This window comes from Actinomadura sp. 6K520, from assembly GCF_004349245.1.
GTDB lineage: Bacteria > Actinomycetota > Actinomycetes > Streptosporangiales > Streptosporangiaceae > Spirillospora.
The window spans coordinates 1-1,409 of the sequence record NZ_SMLC01000395.1; the positions used below are offsets into that span (position 1 = coordinate 1).

General features: G+C 74.5%; 1 protein-coding gene and 1 pseudogene. Both read left to right on the forward strand.

All coding sequences use genetic code 11. The annotated features are described in order from the left end of the window. Positions 1 to 134: 134 nt before the first annotated feature. The gene (locus E1289_RS37575; RefSeq protein WP_131988947.1) at positions 135 to 725 is read left to right on the forward strand and encodes a biotin transporter BioY; all 591 of its coding nucleotides are present in this window, start codon (positions 135 to 137) and stop codon (positions 723 to 725) included. Positions 726 to 1,012: 287 nt separating this feature from the next. Beyond that, positions 1,013 to 1,409, forward strand: a pseudogene (locus tag E1289_RS37580) (isochorismate synthase); the annotation flags it as partial.

Here is a 1,409-nt window from a genome sequence, read left to right on the forward strand (position 1 = left end):
TGTGTATAAGAGACAGCCTCCCCGGCGTCCGCGCCCCGGTCCCGTCAGGCCCCTTCTTCCGGTAACCCCCTTCATCAGGCCCGACGTCCCGTTCGCTAGGTTTCCGGACTGACAACACCTTTTGGGAGGACCCTGTGGCCACTGCCCACGCAGCCCAGCGGCGCCCCGCCGTCCTGGGCGACCTGCTGCCCGGTTCGCTGGCCCGCGACGCCGCACTCGTCGTCGGCGCCGCCGCGTTCGTCGGCGCGGCCGCGCAGCTCGCCGTCCCGCTGCCCGGCACCCCGGTGCCGGTGACCGGGCAGACGTTCGCGGTCCTGCTGGCGGGCGCCGCCCTCGGCTTCGGACGCGCCGGCCTCGCGATGATCGTCTACCTGCTGGCCGGGATGGCGGGCATGCCCTGGTTCACCGAGGGCGGCTCCGGAACCGGCATCCCCACCCTCGGGTACGTCATCGGGTTCGTCGCCGCCGCGGCCGCGGTCGGCGCGCTGGCCCGCCGCGGCGGGGACCGCACCCCCGTGCGCACCGTCGCCACCATGCTCGCCGGCACCGTCATCATGTACGCGGCCGGCGTCCCGTACCTGATGGCGTCCCTGGACATCGGCCTCGGCCGGGCCCTCGACCTCGGCGTCACGCCGTTCCTGGCCGGGGACGCGCTGAAGGTCCTGCTCGCGGCCGGCCTGCTGCCGGCGGCGTGGAAGCTGACCGGAGCCGCCCGCGGCCGCTGACCCGCGCCGCGCCCGGCCCCACCCCGCAACACACCCGCGCAACAGGTCACCCGCGCAACAGGTCACCCGCGCAACAGGTCACCCGCGCAACAGGTCACCCGCGCAACAGGTCACCCGCGCACAGCCCGCCCGCGTTCCGTGCATGAGCCCGGTGCGGGCGGGCATATGCCCCCGCACCGGACACGGCGCCCGGCGGCCCCGCCGGGACCCGGGCGTGTGGCGCACACCTCACCGCACTCCCTCCACACCCGTTTGAACAGGTTCAAATCTGGCGTACAGTGGCTTGCGTGAAGCTCGCCGTGACAGCACCGGAGCGCCTGGCCGTCCGCACCGTCCCGGTCCCCGACCCGGGCAACCTCATCGCGCGGCTTCCGCACCCCTCCGCGCTGGCCTGGATCCACAACGGCGAGGGAATCGCCGGCTGGGGCGAAGCCGCCCGCATCCACCTGCCCGGCGGCACCGGCCGCTTCACCGCCGCCGCCCGCCTCCTGCACGAGATGTTCGCCACCGCCTCCATCGACGACCCCGTCGCCGTCCCCGGCACCGGCCCCGTCGCGTTCGGCTCCTTCGGCTTCGACCCCAAATCCCCGGACTCCACCCTCATCATCCCCCGCCGGATCCTCGGCCGCCGCAACGGCACCGCATGGCTCACCACCATCGGCGACGACCCCGACCCCCTCACCC